The 15,226-nt window shown below is 38.6% G+C and carries 16 protein-coding genes, 11 tRNA genes and 1 rRNA gene; 27 read left to right on the plus strand and 1 reads right to left on the minus strand.

All coding sequences use genetic code 11. The annotated features are described in order from the left end of the window. Positions 1-41 precede the first annotated feature (41 nt). The 14 genes from ACTNEP_RS16845 (at position 42) to ACTNEP_RS16910 (ending at position 12,708) form a co-directional block, all read left to right on the plus strand. Positions 42-1,553, plus strand: coding sequence for an NAD(P)H-hydrate dehydratase (locus tag ACTNEP_RS16845; protein ID WP_441163156.1), 1,512 nt, complete (start codon positions 42-44; stop codon positions 1,551-1,553). Between the two features lie 55 nt (positions 1,554-1,608). Beyond that, positions 1,609-2,628 carry a LolA family protein gene (locus ACTNEP_RS16850; protein WP_441163157.1) on the plus strand — a complete coding sequence of 340 codons (1,020 nt, stop codon included), beginning with the start codon at positions 1,609-1,611 and terminating at the stop codon, positions 2,626-2,628. 587 nt (positions 2,629-3,215) lie between these two features. Beyond that, positions 3,216-4,349: an alanine racemase gene (alr, locus tag ACTNEP_RS16855; RefSeq protein WP_441163158.1), complete on the plus strand. Its 1,134-nt coding sequence runs from the start codon at positions 3,216-3,218 to the stop codon at positions 4,347-4,349. A gap of 158 nt (positions 4,350-4,507) precedes the next feature. Beyond that, positions 4,508-4,789: a CopG family ribbon-helix-helix protein gene (locus tag ACTNEP_RS16860; protein ID WP_018932004.1), complete on the plus strand. Its 282-nt coding sequence runs from the start codon at positions 4,508-4,510 to the stop codon at positions 4,787-4,789. Positions 4,790-4,792: 3 nt separating this feature from the next. Then, complete coding sequence (locus ACTNEP_RS16865; RefSeq protein WP_244720658.1) at positions 4,793-5,143, plus strand: type II toxin-antitoxin system PemK/MazF family toxin; 351 nt, start codon at positions 4,793-4,795, stop codon at positions 5,141-5,143. A 170-nt stretch (positions 5,144-5,313) separates the two neighbouring features. Beyond that, positions 5,314-6,180: an RsbT co-antagonist protein RsbRA gene (locus ACTNEP_RS16870; protein ID WP_441163159.1), complete on the plus strand. Its 867-nt coding sequence runs from the start codon at positions 5,314-5,316 to the stop codon at positions 6,178-6,180. A 12-nt stretch (positions 6,181-6,192) separates the two neighbouring features. Further along, a complete protein-coding gene (locus tag ACTNEP_RS16875; RefSeq protein WP_091485317.1) occupies positions 6,193-6,549 on the plus strand; it encodes an STAS domain-containing protein in 357 nt (118 codons plus the stop codon). Positions 6,550-6,551: 2 nt separating this feature from the next. Beyond that, on the plus strand, positions 6,552-6,953 hold the full coding sequence (locus ACTNEP_RS16880; RefSeq protein WP_441163160.1) for an anti-sigma regulatory factor: 402 nt from the start codon (positions 6,552-6,554) through the stop codon (positions 6,951-6,953). Between the two features lie 100 nt (positions 6,954-7,053). After that, positions 7,054-8,058 carry a PP2C family protein-serine/threonine phosphatase gene (locus ACTNEP_RS16885; protein WP_441163161.1) on the plus strand — a complete coding sequence of 335 codons (1,005 nt, stop codon included), beginning with the start codon at positions 7,054-7,056 and terminating at the stop codon, positions 8,056-8,058. Positions 8,059-8,180: 122 nt separating this feature from the next. Continuing rightward, complete coding sequence (locus ACTNEP_RS16890; RefSeq protein ID WP_441163162.1) at positions 8,181-8,510, plus strand: STAS domain-containing protein; 330 nt, start codon at positions 8,181-8,183, stop codon at positions 8,508-8,510. 1 nt (position 8,511) lies between these two features. Continuing rightward, complete coding sequence (gene rsbW, locus ACTNEP_RS16895) at positions 8,512-8,988, plus strand: anti-sigma B factor RsbW (RefSeq protein WP_441163163.1); 477 nt, start codon at positions 8,512-8,514, stop codon at positions 8,986-8,988. After that, the gene (gene sigB / locus ACTNEP_RS16900) at positions 8,960-9,751 is read left to right on the plus strand and encodes an RNA polymerase sigma factor SigB (protein ID WP_441163164.1); all 792 of its coding nucleotides are present in this window, start codon (positions 8,960-8,962) and stop codon (positions 9,749-9,751) included. Before rsbW ends, sigB begins: the two co-directional genes overlap by 29 nt. Next, on the plus strand, positions 9,751-10,356 hold the full coding sequence (locus ACTNEP_RS16905; RefSeq protein ID WP_441163165.1) for a SpoIIE family protein phosphatase: 606 nt from the start codon (positions 9,751-9,753) through the stop codon (positions 10,354-10,356). Before sigB ends, ACTNEP_RS16905 begins: the two co-directional genes overlap by 1 nt. Positions 10,357-10,542: 186 nt before the next feature. Beyond that, complete coding sequence (locus ACTNEP_RS16910; protein WP_441163166.1) at positions 10,543-12,708, plus strand: Tex family protein; 2,166 nt, start codon at positions 10,543-10,545, stop codon at positions 12,706-12,708. Between the two features lie 169 nt (positions 12,709-12,877). Here ACTNEP_RS16910 and cmpA read toward each other — a convergent pair whose 3' ends face one another. Beyond that, positions 12,878-13,003: a cortex morphogenetic protein CmpA gene (cmpA, locus tag ACTNEP_RS16915; protein ID WP_441163167.1), complete on the minus strand. Its 126-nt coding sequence runs from the start codon at positions 13,001-13,003 to the stop codon at positions 12,878-12,880. A 65-nt stretch (positions 13,004-13,068) separates the two neighbouring features. Between cmpA and ACTNEP_RS16920 the strand changes: the two genes are divergently transcribed. The 13 genes from ACTNEP_RS16920 to ACTNEP_RS16980 all read left to right on the plus strand — a co-directional run. Further along, positions 13,069-13,530, plus strand: a complete 462-nt coding sequence (locus ACTNEP_RS16920) for a SprT family protein (protein ID WP_441163168.1) — start codon at positions 13,069-13,071, stop codon at positions 13,528-13,530. Between the two features lie 179 nt (positions 13,531-13,709). Continuing rightward, positions 13,710-13,784 (plus strand) — tRNA-Asn (locus ACTNEP_RS16925). Between the two features lies 1 nt (position 13,785). Next, positions 13,786-13,876: transfer RNA gene (locus ACTNEP_RS16930), tRNA-Ser, on the plus strand. A gap of 17 nt (positions 13,877-13,893) precedes the next feature. Beyond that, a tRNA-Glu gene (locus tag ACTNEP_RS16935) sits at positions 13,894-13,965 on the plus strand. Positions 13,966-13,995: 30 nt separating this feature from the next. After that, positions 13,996-14,072, plus strand: a tRNA-Asp gene (locus tag ACTNEP_RS16940). A gap of 3 nt (positions 14,073-14,075) precedes the next feature. Next, a tRNA-Gln gene (locus tag ACTNEP_RS16945) sits at positions 14,076-14,150 on the plus strand. Between the two features lie 207 nt (positions 14,151-14,357). Next, positions 14,358-14,433, plus strand: a tRNA-Lys gene (locus ACTNEP_RS16950). 26 nt (positions 14,434-14,459) lie between these two features. Next, positions 14,460-14,543: transfer RNA gene (locus tag ACTNEP_RS16955), tRNA-Leu, on the plus strand. Between the two features lie 78 nt (positions 14,544-14,621). Then, positions 14,622-14,698: transfer RNA gene (locus ACTNEP_RS16960), tRNA-Arg, on the plus strand. Positions 14,699-14,702: 4 nt separating this feature from the next. Continuing rightward, positions 14,703-14,779, plus strand: a tRNA-Pro gene (locus ACTNEP_RS16965). A 46-nt stretch (positions 14,780-14,825) separates the two neighbouring features. Further along, positions 14,826-14,899: transfer RNA gene (locus ACTNEP_RS16970), tRNA-Gly, on the plus strand. Positions 14,900-14,907: 8 nt separating this feature from the next. After that, positions 14,908-14,984 (plus strand) — tRNA-Ile (locus tag ACTNEP_RS16975). Positions 14,985-15,140: 156 nt separating this feature from the next. Further along, positions 15,141-15,226: ribosomal RNA gene (locus tag ACTNEP_RS16980) — 16S ribosomal RNA — on the plus strand; the annotation flags it as partial.

Below are 15,226 nucleotides of genomic sequence, written 5' to 3' on the forward strand. Positions count from 1 at the left end.
GGTTGTCTCATACTATTTTAGTGCGGGTAGGAGGGAACAAGATGTACATCGTAACCGCGGAAGAAATGTACGAAATAGATCGTTATGCGATAGAAAAAGGGGGAATCGAAGGTAAGATTCTAATGGAACATGCCGGATCACAAGTAGCGCAGAGGATAATGAGCACCTTTGATACCAATCAAAGGATGGCGATAGTTGTTGGTAGTGGAAATAATGGCGGTGATGGATTTGTTATTGCACGTTATTTAGCGGAATATGGTTATGACGTTTCTGTCGTTCAATTAGTGGCAGATCATAAAATCAAAGGGGATGCTGCTTTTCATAAGCAACTTTGGTTAAAGAAATCTGACAAGCTGACCCATGTAACGGATGCTTACCAACTTAGTAGAAAATTAGTAGATGTGGATGTGGTGATTGATGCGATTCTTGGGATAGGGGTTTCCGGGGTAATTCGCGAGCCAGTTCGGAGTATGATTGAAGTAGTGAACGATTTATCAGTACAAACGATTTCGGTTGATATTCCAAGTGGCCTGCCAGCAAATAATGGTATCAAGGTTGATCGTGCCATTCAAGCAGATAAAACGTATATCATCGAAGCCCCTAAAGAAACGGCTTTTTGTGAACATACTAGCAGCTATTATGGTGAATGGGAAACGGTCAAAATTAGCATACCAGAAGCGGCTTACACAGAGCATGCCTCCAGAATAAGATGGGAAAGAAAGCATGTTTTGACCACTTTTCCAAAACGCGATAAATATGCACACAAAGGGTCTAATGGCAGAGGATTAATTATTGGTGGTAAGCCTACAATGCCAGGATCCATTTTATTAGCTGCAAGGGCAGCTCTTCGTGCAGGAGCAGGCCTGATAACTGTTGGAACAGTCACGGAGAACATCCCAATCGTTTCAAGTGGTTGCGTGGAAGCAATGTATCACCTTTTACCAAATCTTACAGATCCGTTAACTAATCATGATCTTGCAGCTTTTGATAAAATAGATGCTATTGCAATTGGCATGGGGATGGGGCGTCAGGCTTCTCAGATTCTGTCCGATTTGATTGACAAAACAGACAAGCCAATTCTGATTGATGCGGATGGTTTATATCACCTAAAGCCATTATTAAAAACACAGTTGCCACGAAGAGCACCTGTTGTTATTACACCACATTATGGCGAGATGGCTATGTTGACGAACAAGACAGTACCAGAAGTAAAGCAGTCACCTTTTTCGTTATCAAGACAGGTCGCTGAGGAGCATCAAGTATATGTGGTGTTAAAAGGTAAGCATACGATCATTACGGCACCAGATGGAGAACAAATCGTCAGCGATCAAGGAAATGCTGGACTAGCAAAAGGTGGAACTGGCGACGTGTTGTCAGGAATTTTATTAACGATGATGATGCAGCACGAAGAGTTGTTACCTGCTCTCGCAAATGGCTGTTATCTTCACGGCAAATCTGCTGATTATCTGGTAGAAAATGACCATACAGAAATAGATTTACTAGCTACCGATGTGATCGAAGGGTTATCGCAAGTATTTCGTACATTGTCTTGACGTGTGATCGTGTTCCCTTTGTCCACTTGAGATGAGACAAAGGAGAGATGTCGCGATGAAAAAATATACTAGTATTGTCATTGGTATTATATTGCTAGTTGTTTTAGCTGCTTGTGGAGAAAAGTCTAAGGAAGATGTCGTCGAAAAACTTGAAGAAACAGTGGAGAATATGAGTGGATATCAATCGCAGGCACTGATGTCATTAAATACAGGAAAAGAAGAGCAGGTATATCGAGTGGAAGTTGCACATAAGAAAGAAGATTTTTACCGAGTATTATTAAAAAATGAGAATGACGAGGAAAGTAGTCAAATTATTTTGCGTAATGATGAAGGGGTATTTGTATTAACACCAGCTTTAAACAAAAGCTTTAAATTTCAAAGTGAATGGCCGGAAAACAATAGCCAGCCTTATCTATTCCAGTCTCTCATACGAGATTTAGTAGATGATAGTGATGCGACATTTACCGTAACAGATAGTTATTTTGTCTTTGAAACGAAAACAAGTTATGAAAGCAACAGTAATCTTCCGTATCAAACCATTTACTTTGATAAAAAATCCTATGAACCAGTTTTGGTGAAGGTATTAGATCATGATAAAAATCCGCTTGTTCAAGTGGAGTTTACGAACTTTGAATTAGACCCAGAGTTACCGGAAAATACGTTTGACATGGAAACAAATATGACTAGCAGTATTTTTGGTGTACCTGTAATGGCACAAGAAGATTTGCCAACACAATTAACAGTACTTTATCCTTCTGAAAATTTAGGTTCGGAATTAGTGGAAGAAAGCCAAATGGATACTGAAAATGGGAAGCGTGTGATGTTATCGTACCAAGGGGATAAAAACTTCACTATTATCCAAGAGACCATGGACGTTTATCCGACAAGTACGGCAGCACCAGAGGTGGTAAGCGGTGAACCAGTCGATCTAGGCTTTACTGTTGGAGCGCTCAGTGATCATTCATTAGAATGGCATTACCAAGGTGTTAACTACTATGTAGCAAGTGAACAATTGACGAAAGAAGAAATGAAAGAAGTAGCGAGATCGTTGTCAACTGAAGAGGCAATGAAATAAACGGAAAGCAGACTTTCAAGAAGTCTGCTTTTTTTGAAGCATCAATTTGTAAATATAAACTGCGAAGTACTCTTCTTGGTTTGCTCTTTTCCATTTTACGATAAAGAGAGCCAGTATACCATTTAGGAAGAATAGTGTGCTTTCACCCAAGGGCACAAGTGCCACATCTACTGAAGCAAGAGTCGCTTTCTCAGTATTTTTTATGCCTTCGGGCTCGGTTCAGCTCTCGTGAGCCTACAGGAGTCTCCGCATTTTGCTTACGCTAATTCCTTGAAAGTAAAAGGCTATCGATATTAATTCTTAAGGATCTATGCTTCCTATCATCAATCAGAACATATGCTAAGCGAAGTATTTTCCCGCAACGTTTCCATGCACTACTCAAAATTCAGAATGGGAAAACTACACTAAAAAGAAATTTCACTAGTTCGTTATCTATAGCAACAATATGTTAACTACTGTTGGAAGTGTTGCTTTATCATTTAAGGAATATGCTGTGTGTAATCTAGGCTGTTTTATTCATACCTTTTTTCTGCTAAATGGTTTATAATGGATTGCGTTATACTCAACCGGAATGAAGGAGAATCAACATGGCTGAAAAATTTTACCGTGATTCTTGGGTAGAAGTAAATTTGGATCATATTATATATAATATACAACAATTAAAGAAGAAGTTACCAGATAAAACACAGATCTATGCAGTGGTAAAGGCAAACGCATATGGACATGGGGATATTGAAGTGGCTAAGGCTGCGCTACAAGGAGGCGCGACACGACTAGCGGTTGCTATTTTAGATGAAGCATTGCACTTGCGTCAGGAAGGTATTCAGTCACCAATTTTGGTGATGGGATGGGTGCGTCCAGAAGATGCAGAAATTGCTGCGCAACATGATATTACCGTTACATGTTATCAAAAAGAATGGTTAGAAGAAGTCCACAACCTATCTCTTCCCAAACAACTCAAGGTTCATCTTAAATGGGATACAGGTATGGGACGAATAGGTATTCGTACAGAACAGGAATTGCTGGAATTAATCCCACTACTAGAAGGTAATAATATATTTTTAGAGGGAATCTTCACTCACTTTGCTACCGCTGACGAAGAGAATATGGAACATTTCACTGCGCAAATAGGCCGCTTTGAAAAGCTGTGGACCGTTTTTCAAAATAACTGGTCCAAACACAAAGTAATGGTTCATACAGGAAATAGTGCAGCAAGCATGCGTTTCCCTGAAAAGATGGTTGATTTCGTTCGTTTTGGCATTAGTATGTATGGACTCTATCCATCTCCTGTCGTCAAGGAGGAAAAGCCAATTGAATTGAAGCCAGCACTATCTCTCCACAGTCGATTAATTCATGTAAAAAAAGTAGCAAAAGGTACACCTATCAGTTATGGAGCGACATATGTAACGGATAAGGAGGAATGGATAGGTACGGTGCCTCTAGGTTATGCGGACGGTATTCGTCGTGCCTTACAAGGTGCAGAAGTTTTAGTAAATGGTGAGCGTTGTACCATTGTTGGTCGTATTTGTATGGACCAGTTGATGGTTCGACTACCAAAGCCTGCGAAAGTAGGAGATGAAGTTATTTTAATTGGCTCACAAGATGCTGAAAGCATTGAGATGGATGAGTGGGCAGCCCATTTAGATACGATTAATTATGAAATTGCTTGTATGATTAGTTATCGAGTTCCTAGAATATATGCACAAAAAATAAAAAAATAGTCGGTAAGACAAGATAATTCTTCAATCTTCTGGTAATACTGAAGATATATTGTAGAAAAAATACGAAAAATTATCAAAAACCCCTTTGCAATGCCTATTACTCAATGGTATGATTAGAGTGGATTATCATTTAGGCTTGTTAACGTTGGTGGAGGTGTATGGTTTTGTCTGAAGACTTACAAGAAGTTGCTGTGAGATTACCTAAAAACCTGCTGAATGAGGTGGATGGCTTGATGAAAAGCGAAGATAGCAATTTAAGTGATTTTATTTGCCAAGCAACAAAGACGTATTTGCGAGAAACAAAAAAACGTCATATTCAGGAGTCGATGCAACGAGGTTATATGGAAATGGCAAAAATCAACCTGAATATTGCTTCAGAAGCTTTCCAAGCGGAAGAGGAGGCAGAAAACACCCTAGAACGCTTAGTGAGCGGGGTGTAGGTCTTGATTGTTAAACGAGGCGACGTATACTTCGCCGATCTCTCCCCTGTTGTGGGATCTGAACAGGGCGGTGTACGTCCTGTATTAGTTTTGCAAAACGATATTGGAAACCGTTTCAGTCCTACTGTTATTGTCGCTGCCATCACTGCCCAGATTCAAAAGGCAAAATTGCCAACACATGTCGAAATTGATGCTGAAAAGTATGGCTTTGAACGGAACTCTGTTATTTTATTGGAACAAATCAGAACGATCGATAAACAACGATTAACCGATAAAATAACACAATTGGACAGTAACATGATGGAACGTATCGATAGAGGATTAGAAATTAGTTTAGGGTTGACTGATTTCTAATCCTCTATCTTCAAAACACCCTTGCTTTTATAAAATGAGGCAAGGGTGTTTTTGGCTTATCTGAGAAAAATATGACAGATCTTGTAAAAATGTAATGGAATATTAATCGAAAAAACGATGATTTTATTGTAAACTATTAGATAGAAAACAAAATAGCGGAGGTTGGAAAAATGCCTGAAGCATTACGTAGAATTGTAATAGAGAACAGTGATGTGATTTCTAAAAATTGGTTAGATGAAATAACAGAAAAGCGTAAGTCTGACTATACTTCTAATATTTCTGATAGTTTATACCATACAACAAACCAAGAATTCATCAATGTGATTTTCTCCAGTATTAATCGGCGAGGAGATACTGGGGAGATGGATAATTTTGCAGAACGCTTGATAAATCTTGGTTGGCCGTTGAGCTATATAACAGACGGTTTACAAACTTTTAGAAGAGTAACGATTGATTTTATTTTAAGTCAATCTGATCAGGTAGATACAGAGGAATTTTCACGTATTTTAAATATAGTAGAGGATTGGGTAGAACCAATAATCAACCAACTTGTGAACCAATATTCAGGAAGCTGGGAAAATACCGTTTCTCTTCAGAGGATGGCATTGCAGGAATTATCTGCTCCACTTATCCCAGTCATGGAAAACATTACTGTCATGCCTTTAATCGGAACCATTGACACAGAACGTGCTAAATTAATCATGGAAAATCTTTTAGAAGGCGTTATGAAACACAATTCGGAAGTTGTGTTAATTGATATTACAGGTGTGCCAGTAGTTGATACGATGGTAGCACACCATATCATTCAGGCTGCCGAAGCAGTACGATTAATTGGAGCAACTTGTATATTAGTAGGTATTCGCCCAGAAATTGCTCAAACAATTGTCAATTTAGGTATTGATTTAAGTAAATTCCCGACAAAAAGCTCCTTAAGAAAAGGTTTTAATACTGCGTTAAAATTGACGAACCGCGAAATAGTTGATCTAGATAACTCTAAGGAAGATGATATAACTAAAATTATTGACTCACTTAAATAAGGAGGTGCTTCTATGAGAATACCAATATTAAAACTGCACAACTATTTATTGGTATCCATTCAAATCGATCTTGATGACCAAACTGCAATTGATTTTCAAGAGGACTTACTTAGTAAAATACATAAAAGTGGCGCAACTGGAGTGGTTATCGATTTAACCTCTGTCGATATTATTGATTCCTTTATAGCAAAAGTTTTAGGTGACGTTGTATCAATGTCAGATTTAATGGGAGCAAAAGTTGTACTAACAGGTATTCAACCAGCTGTTGCGATGACCTTAATCGATTTAGGTATTCATTTGCAAAATGTACCTACAGCACTTGATTTAGAACAGGGGCTGATTAAACTTCGCCAGGAACTGGAGGAGTAGAGATGATAACAAAATCAAGTGTGCAAATAAAAAAAGAATGGGATATTGTTGGTGCAAGACAGATGGGCAGGAAATTAGCGAAAGAGCTGGGGTTTGGTACAGTAGATCAAGCTAGAATTGCGACTGCAATATCGGAATTAGCTAGAAACATTTATTTATATGCAGAGGAAGGGCAAGTAGCCTATGAAACAGTGGAAGATATGAATAAAACAGGATTAAAAATCATCGCATCGGATAAGGGACCTGGTATTAATGATTTAAGTAAAGCCATGGAGGATGGTTTTTCTACCTCAGGTGGGCTTGGTGCTGGATTACCAGGTGTAAAAAGATTAATGGATATCTTTGATATAGTGTCTGAACCAGGTAAGGGTACGACCATAACGACGATCAAATGGGTTCGTTAAAATAGATGTGCTGATATTATAGAGTTCATTTTACCCTTCTACCATCATGAATATTGTTGATTTTTAAATTTGTAGCAATCGTAGTTTAGGAGGTAATGAGATGGAGCCCTATAAGTTCGATGTCAACAACTATAGAAGTTTATTAAAAAAATATATTGCTTCACAAGATGAAACATCATTATATCAAGCAGAACAATTTAGTAAGCTATCGATGCAGCACAATATATCTCCTGAAGAAATTATTAATGTTCATATACAGGCACTGAAAGATTTATATCCAGATTTACCCGCAGAAATCGATTCTTCCATGAATTTTCTTTTGGAAACTATGATTTCATATGGATTGGCATATCAGGAATTTCAATCATTGAGGGAGAAGCAGGGAGAACTGGAATCTGAAATCTCTGTAGCAGCGAATATGCAGCAGACTCTATTGTCTACTATAAAGCCTGATATCGAAGGGCTGGATATCGGTGCAATTAGTGTACCTGCTCACCAAATGAATGGTGATTACTATCATTTTGTAACAGATAAATCTAACAATTTAGGCATTGCAATTGCTGATGTTATTGGGAAAGGTATCCCAGCAGCGTTAGCAATGTCTATGATCAAATATTCCTTGGACAGCTTTCCCGAAACAATGAGGAACCCGAGTGTCATTTTGGAAAATCTAAATCGAGTAGTAGAGCGAAATGTTGACACTAGCATGTTTATCACAATGTTTTATGGTCTATTTAATCATCAGACGGGCTCTTTACAGTTTTCTTCTGCTGGTCATGAGCCCGGATTTTATTATTGTGCAGCCAAAGATCAATTTTTTGAAATCAAGACCAAAGGTTTAGTCTTAGGTGTTTCTGGGCAGGCAACATATGAACAGTTAGAGATTACCATGGAGTCTGGTGATATGGTTGTATTGTTAACTGATGGTGTAACAGAGTGCCGCATCGGAGATCGTTTTATTGAAACGGAAGAAGTGCTCGAAGTTATTCGAAGGTATATGCATTTACCTGCACAGGAAGCAGTACGGTTAGTATATCGTCATTTTGAACGATTGCAGGATTTCCAGTTAAGAGATGACTTTACACTTATCTTTTTAAAAAAATAGTTTAAGCAAAATAGAAACAGGGAATGGTGAAGGGTAAGTATGGTGCCTGCATGGATAGATCTTCACTGCAATATAGGACAACTATTTAACATGCATAGCAGGATGACGAGGAGGTAACCGTTTTGAATTTAAATATTGAGCAGAATGTAGATGGTAAAACAAAAGAGTTAAAATTAGCTGGGGAGATTGATGCTTATACTGCACCTAAGCTGAAAGATGCTCTTTTGCCATTAACGAAGCGTGAGGGTACGACAGTCGTTGTGGATTTAGAACTTGTTAACTATATGGATAGTACAGGGTTAGGAGTTTTTATAAGTGCTCTGAAATCTGCGAAAGAAAATGATAGCGATTTGAAATTAGTCGCCCTACAAGAGCGCGTTAGACGCTTGTTTGATATTACTGGATTAGATAGTATTATTAATATTGACTCAACGGTACGAGGTGGGAAATAAAATGGAATCCTTTGACTTCATCGAAATGAAAGTACCCGCAAAAGCAGAATATGTAGGGGTAATCAGGTTAAGCACTTCTGGGATTGCTAACCGAATGGGATTTAGCTACGAAGAAATAGAAGATTTAAAAGTAGCCATTTCGGAAGCAATATCAAATGCAACTGAACATGCCTATGAAAATGAAGATGGTGGAGAGGTAACAGTTGGATTTGGTGTTTATCAGGATCGTTTAGAAGTCATGGTCGCTGACCGTGGCGGCAGTTTTGATCTGCAAAAAGTAAAAAAAGATATAGGACCCTATGAGAACAGTCAATCAATAGAAGATTTGCGTGAAGGAGGCTTTGGCCTGTTCTTAATTGAAGCTCTAATGGACAAGGTAGAGATCAAAAATGATTATGGTGTGATTGTATTAATGACCAAATACCTCCATGAAAACGAGGTGGATATCAATGACGACCAAATCTCGACCACACAATAATCGTGAGGATGAGGTTTATCAGTGGATTCGATCCTTTCAAGAGAATCCTGATGATCAGGCATTACAAGAGAAAATCGTCTTAACTTATCAAAACCTTGTTCAATCACTTGCACGAAAATATGCAAAAAATGAGATGATTTACGAGGATCTTGAACAAGTTGGCATGTTAGGACTGCTAGCAGCTATAAGAAGATATGACCCTGAAGTAGGCAAATCTTTCGAATCCTTTGCTATTCCTACCATAATTGGAGAAATCAAACGGTTTATTCGTGATAAAACATGGAGTGTTCATGTTCCTAGACGGATTAAAGAATTAGGTCCAAAAATTAAAAAAGCGACAGAGATTTTAACGACAGAAAATCAAAAATCACCTACGATAAAAGAGATTGCTAATTATATAGAAGTATCGGAAGAAGAAGTTCTTGAAACAATGGAAATGAGTCAGAGCTATAATGCGTTATCGGTTGATCGTAAAATTGAGGCAGATTCGGATGGTAGTGAAGTATCGTTGCTAGATCTAATTGGCAATCAAGAGTCTGGTTATGAAGATGTGGATCGCCAAATGTTACTTGAAAAAATCATGCCGATATTAAATCACCGAGAGCAACAAATTCTTCAATATACTTACTTTGAGAATAAGAGCCAGAAAGAAACTGGAGAATTACTTGGAATATCACAAATGCACGTATCAAGAATACAACGACATGCACTAAAGAAACTTCGTGAAGCTCTACATGCTGAAAATATGGAGGCCATTCGTTAATGCAAAAGCGACATCAAGTAGAAGTTTCCGTTTTTCAAAAAGCGAAAAAAGGTAATTACTATTGTGGAGATAGTTATTTTTACCATGAATCTGATGGAAAGTTTATTTGTGCATTAGCTGATGGACTCGGCAGTGGTGAATTCGCAAAAGAATCATCACAAGTTGTGATGGAAGTGATTCAAGATAATAAAGATGATTCTGTTGCATCCATGATGAGAAAAAGTAATGAAAAATTGATAGGAAAACGTGGTGTAGTCCTAGGGATTTTACAGCTTGACTTAGAATCAAAGCGTTATGCCTATTCGTCGATAGGGAATATTGGTTTAATTACGATCACTACAAACGCTATTAAAAAGCGAAATATTCCACAGGCTGGCTATTTAAGTGGATACGATCGGCCGTTTAAAGTGATGACAGACAAGCTAGAAGAAGGTATGATTTTTGTCATGTTCTCAGATGGTGTAACACCGAAGGCAGTTTCTGATTCTTATTTTCTTCATCAGGAAGTAGAGCATATTACGGATACTTTTGCCTACGTAAATCAACAAAAATTAAATGACGACACTACCTTAATTGCCATGAAATACAAAGAGGAATCCCGGTGACGGGGTTCTTTTTTAGCTTATAGATACTTACGTAATTAATGGACTGGGTGAGGATTGGCAAGGAGCGAGATCGGATAGCGAAAGTAGCGGTAAGTTGAAAGGTTCCCTACAGTAATTAGGTTTTATGTGAACTAACCTTTTCTTTTTGTTAAAATAAAGGAGGAGTTGTATGAAGGAGGAAACACATTGGCAAATAGTGAAGAATACATTGAATTAATTAATGCTGTAACCCACAGAACAAAAGTTAATCAAAAAGCAGTAAAAAGTGTTATTCAATTATTAGAGGAAGGAAATACTGTCCCATTTATCGCACGTTATCGAAAAGAGATGACAGGCTCACTCGATGAAGTACAAATTAAAGATATTCAAGACGCATGGAATTACGTAAATGCATTAACCGATCGTAAAAAAGAAGTGATTAGGTTAATAGATGAACAAGGAAAATTGACAGAAGAACTACGACAAGAAATTGAACAAGCAACACAACTTCAAAAGGTAGAAGATTTATATCGACCATATAAACAAAAACGTCGGACTAGGGCAACCATCGCCAAAGAAAAAGGTCTGGAACCGTTAGCCGAAACAATATATAAACAGCAGAATATCGATCTTGCGTTAGCTGCTGACTATTTATCAGAAGAACAAGAATTACATACGATTGATGAAGTGCTTGCTGGTGTGCAAGATATTATAGCAGAGTGGATAGCAGATGAACCTAAATACCGTGAGCACATTCGAAAGCAAACACATCAAAAAGGTTTGATTACATCCAAAGCGAAGAAACCAGAGTTAGACGAAAAGAAAATCTATGAGATGTATTATGAATACAGTGAAGCAGTAAGCAAAATTGTATCGCACCGAATTTTAGCTCTTAATCGTGGTGAGAAAGAAGATGTGCTGAAGGTTACGATAGAACCACCGATAGATAGTATCCTGGAGTATCTACACAAACAAGTTATAGAAAAAGCTGCTACAACACAAATAAAGGAATTTTTAGTGCAAGTTATTGAAGATAGCTATAAGCGATTGACACAACCATCTGTGGAAAGAGAAATACGCTCTGCTTTATCAGAGGTAGCGGAAGAGCAAGCAATCGATATTTTTTCTAAGAACCTGAAAAGCTTGTTGTTACAACCACCTTTAAAAGGGAAATATGTTCTAGGTGTTGACCCGGCGTTTCGGACAGGATGTAAACTAGCGGTGGTTGATGATACAGGTAAGATGAAAGCAATTGATGTTATATATCCAACTGCACCTAAAAATGATACGGAAGGTGCAGAGAAAAAGGTCATCCAATTTTTAAAAGAATATCCAGTAGAGTTAATTGCGATTGGCAATGGTACTGCTTCAAGAGAAACAGAACAGTTTATCGCGAGTGTAATTGATAAGCATCAGCTAGACATTGCTTATATTATTGTTAATGAGGCAGGAGCAAGTGTATACTCTGCGTCCAAATTAGCTCGAGAAGAATTTCCGGATTTACAAGTCGAAGAACGAAGTGCAGTTTCCATTGCTAGACGTATTCAGGACCCTCTTGCTGAGTTAGTCAAAATAGAACCAAAAGCAATTGGTGTTGGCCAATACCAACACGATGTTAGTCAAAAGAGATTAGCTGAATCGTTAACTTTTGTAGTGGAAACAGCGGTAAACCAGGTTGGCGTGAACGTCAATACGGCTTCGTCTTCCCTTTTACAATATGTGTCAGGTTTAAACAAAACGGTAGCAAATAATATCGTAAAATACCGTGATGAACATGGAAAATTCACCAATCGTAAACAGTTAAAGGATATACCAAGGCTTGGGAATAAAACGTATGAGCAAAGTATTGGCTTCTTAAGAGTAGTTGATGGTGATGAGCCATTGGATCGTACCCCGATTCATCCTGAATCTTATGCGGCGACAAATCAGATTTTAACTGACATGAATTTTACTGTTGCTGATTTAGGAACAGAGCAACTAAAGGAACGAGTTAAGCAGTTGGATAAAAAAGCATTAGCAAATAGGTTGGAAATTGGCTTGCCAACGTTAGAAGATATTCTTAAAGCTTTAGCAAGTCCAAACCGAGATCCCCGTGATGATTTACCAAAACCGTTGTTAAAGAAAAATGTCCTATCAATGGAGGATCTGCAAAATGGAATGGAACTACAAGGGACTGTTCGAAATGTAGTCGACTTTGGTGTGTTCGTAGATATTGGGGTAAAACAGGATGGGTTAGTCCATATTTCGAAAATGTCTACTGAATTTGTAAAGCATCCGATGGACATTGCCTCTGTAGGTGATGTAATTACAGTTTGGGTAGATCAAGTAGATCTCGAGAAACAACGAATTGCTTTAACGATGATTCCATCATAAAAAGAGTAAAAGGGTACTTTATTACGGCATCAATCGTCCGTAAATCCACACTTCCATGTTTAAGTAAAATATAGAAGCTAACTGAGGGTAACGGACGCTCCTACTGATCGTTTCACAACCATCAGTGGAATATAAAAGTCAAGCCGACTCTATAGATATCGGTGCCCTTTTACTCAGCTTTATTTTTTTCTTCACTATCACAGTAGAAAAACCAGCATTGATTTAACAAACGAATTTGATATTTATTTTTATGAAGAAATGCTCCCGCTAATTGTCTTTTAAGCCAATTAGGCATGTTAATCATCCTTTAATTAATGATGTTGCTTTATATTATGTAATATGATGGATAGGTGTGAAAGTATGAAAGTGATGACACAGGCTGAACTAGAGAAACTTACAAAAGATATTTCCAATGAAGTGTTCAAGAAGCCATTTATGGATGAAGTTCGATTTAATAATCGATTACGAACAACAGGTGGTCGTTACATACCTGCTAAAAGGGTAATTGAATTAAATCCAAAGTATTATAAAGAACTAGGATATGACGAATTTGTTGGTATTATTAAGCACGAACTCTGTCATTACCATCTTCATATAGAAGGAAAAGGATATCAGCATCGTGATCCAGAATTCAAACAGCTTTTAAAAGCAACTAACTCACCGAGACACTGCAATCCATTACCATCGATCCAAAGTAAGTTTAAATATGAGTACCAATGTTCTTCTTGCTATCATGTATATAAAAGAAGAAAAAGAATCCAGCTAGATAAGTATCGTTGCGGTAAGTGTAGAGGAAAATTAATATTGCTAAAAAATAAATAAAATTTTTCTGGAATGCTATTGACTAAGGTCTAAACAATATGATAAATTATATTGGCGTCACTTTGAAAAGGGTCTTTATAGATGAGTGACAGCAACGAAAAAATAATATAAAAACAGTTGACATTTCGATGTGATTGTTATATTATATTTAACGTCGTCAATGTGAGTTGATTCATTATTCCACAGTAGCTCAGTGGTAGAGCAATCGGCTGTTAACCGATCGGTCGTAGGTTCGAATCCTACCTGTGGAGCCATGGAGAAGTACTCAAGTGGCTGAAGAGGCGCCCCTGCTAAGGGTGTAGGTCGCGTAAGCGGCGCGAGGGTTCAAATCCCTCCTTCTCCGCCATTAATACTTTCATTAATGGCCCGTTGGTCAAGTGGTTAAGACACCGCCCTTTCACGGCGGTAACACGGGTTCGAATCCCGTACGGGTCATCCTTATTATGTATAATGTAAAAATAAATAGGTCCGGTAGTTCAGTTGGTTAGAATGCCTGCCTGTCACGCAGGAGGTCGCGGGTTCGAGTCCCGTCCGGACCGCCATGTTGGGCTATAGCCAAGCGGTAAGGCAACGGTTTTTGGTACCGTCATGCGCTGGTTCGAATCCAGCTAGCCCAGCCATTTTTTTGACTAAAAATAGGTTAGATTATTCGTCTTAATGACGAATATAGTATTCGATCCGTTTGATCGATTCTTCACAAAGTAAGTGCAGATCAGGGATCAAAATAAAGAAATGTAGTGAAGGATGCTTCTACTGTTATTCTGATTCTGCTGTAAGTAGTTTCTGAAAGCAGCAAGCGAGCTACCGTCGTGATGACATTGCAACAAGAGCCATTAGCTCAGTTGGTAGAGCATCTGACTTTTAATCAGAGGGTCGGAGGTTCGAATCCTCCATGGCTCACCATTTATATTAATGTATATGGGTAGCGAGCGGTCGTGGCGGAATGGCAGACGCGCTAGGTTGAGGGCCTAGTGGGAGGTAATCCCGTGGAGGTTCAAGTCCTCTCGACCGCATTAAAAAACAACTTAAAAAAACTATTGACTTAGTCAGACGCGCTGTGTTATATTAATAGATGTCGCTTTAATAAATAAGCGCCCGTAGCTCAATTGGATAGAGCGTTTGACTACGGATCAAGAGGTTAGGGGTTCGACTCCTCTCGGGCGCGCCATAACCGGGAAGTAGCTCAGCTTGGTAGAGCACTTGGTTTGGGACCAAGGGGTCGCAGGTTCAAATCCTGTCTTCCCGACCAGTCGATCACATTAATAGATGTTTCTTCATATAATATTTTATTGTATGCGGGTGTAGTTTAGTGGTAAAACCTCAGCCTTCCAAGCTGATGTCGAGGGTTCGATTCCCTTCACCCGCTCCATCGTAAATGGGCCTGTAGCTCAGCTGGTTAGAGCGCACGCCTGATAAGCGTGAGGTCGGTGGTTCGAGTCCACTCAGGCCCACCATTTATATTTTTGATCTTTGAAAACTGAACAAAACAACCAGTATGATTTTAAACATGAAACAAGCTAGCTTATAGAAGCGAGCAAGGTCAGATGTTACCGATTAAGAACGCGACGTCCTGTCGCAACATCGGCATCAGCACATCCATGTGCAAGTCTTTTATTGAGAGTTTGATCTTGGCTCAGGACGAACGCTGGCGGCGTGCCTAATACATGCAAGTCGAGCGCGGGAAGCTAACAGATCT

This window comes from Gracilibacillus sp. HCP3S3_G5_2 (genome assembly GCF_052063305.1).
Lineage (GTDB): Bacteria > Bacillota > Bacilli > Bacillales > Amphibacillaceae > Gracilibacillus.

Coding starts and splice junctions, on each gene's coding strand:
- ACTNEP_RS16875 (WP_091485317.1), top strand. CDS start 6,193: ATGAGAATACCAATATTAAAACTGCACAACTATTTATTGGTATCCATT.
- ACTNEP_RS16885 (WP_441163161.1), top strand. CDS start 7,054: ATGGAGCCCTATAAGTTCGATGTCAACAACTATAGAAGTTTATTAAAA.
- ACTNEP_RS16845 (WP_441163156.1), top strand. CDS start 42: ATGTACATCGTAACCGCGGAAGAAATGTACGAAATAGATCGTTATGCG.
- ACTNEP_RS16850 (WP_441163157.1), top strand. CDS start 1,609: ATGAAAAAATATACTAGTATTGTCATTGGTATTATATTGCTAGTTGTT.
- ACTNEP_RS16905 (WP_441163165.1), top strand. CDS start 9,751: ATGCAAAAGCGACATCAAGTAGAAGTTTCCGTTTTTCAAAAAGCGAAA.
- alr (WP_441163158.1), top strand. CDS start 3,216: ATGGCTGAAAAATTTTACCGTGATTCTTGGGTAGAAGTAAATTTGGAT.
- ACTNEP_RS16860 (WP_018932004.1), top strand. CDS start 4,508: ATGGTTTTGTCTGAAGACTTACAAGAAGTTGCTGTGAGATTACCTAAA.
- ACTNEP_RS16920 (WP_441163168.1), top strand. CDS start 13,069: ATGAAAGTGATGACACAGGCTGAACTAGAGAAACTTACAAAAGATATT.
- cmpA (WP_441163167.1), bottom strand. CDS start 13,003: ATGCCTAATTGGCTTAAAAGACAATTAGCGGGAGCATTTCTTCATAAA.
- ACTNEP_RS16870 (WP_441163159.1), top strand. CDS start 5,314: ATGCCTGAAGCATTACGTAGAATTGTAATAGAGAACAGTGATGTGATT.
- sigB (WP_441163164.1), top strand. CDS start 8,960: ATGACGACCAAATCTCGACCACACAATAATCGTGAGGATGAGGTTTAT.
- rsbW (WP_441163163.1), top strand. CDS start 8,512: ATGGAATCCTTTGACTTCATCGAAATGAAAGTACCCGCAAAAGCAGAA.
- ACTNEP_RS16880 (WP_441163160.1), top strand. CDS start 6,552: ATGATAACAAAATCAAGTGTGCAAATAAAAAAAGAATGGGATATTGTT.